This window comes from Paenibacillus sp. 7516 (assembly GCF_002272715.1).
GTDB lineage: Bacteria > Bacillota > Bacilli > Paenibacillales > Paenibacillaceae > Paenibacillus > Paenibacillus illinoisensis_A.
Genome location: NZ_NPBI01000057.1, coordinates 1 through 278 on the forward strand (window position 1 = coordinate 1; position 278 = coordinate 278).

1 rRNA gene is annotated in these 278 nt (G+C 58.3%); it reads right to left on the reverse strand.

The window, feature by feature from the left end:
• Nucleotides 1–278: ribosomal RNA gene (locus CHI14_RS29595) — 16S ribosomal RNA — on the reverse strand; the annotation flags it as partial.

The following is a 278-nucleotide window of genomic DNA, read 5'->3' on the forward strand; positions in this document are numbered from 1 at the left end:
CGCTTGCCCCCTACGTATTACCGCGGCTGCTGGCACGTAGTTAGCCGGGGCTTTCTTCTCAGGTACCGTCACTCCTTGAGCAGTTACTCTCAAGGACGTTCTTCCCTGGCAACAGAGCTTTACGATCCGAAAACCTTCATCACTCACGCGGCATTGCTCCGTCAGGCTTTCGCCCATTGCGGAAGATTCCCTACTGCTGCCTCCCGTAGGAGTCTGGGCCGTGTCTCAGTCCCAGTGTGGCCGATCACCCTCTCAGGTCGGCTACGCATCGTCGCCTT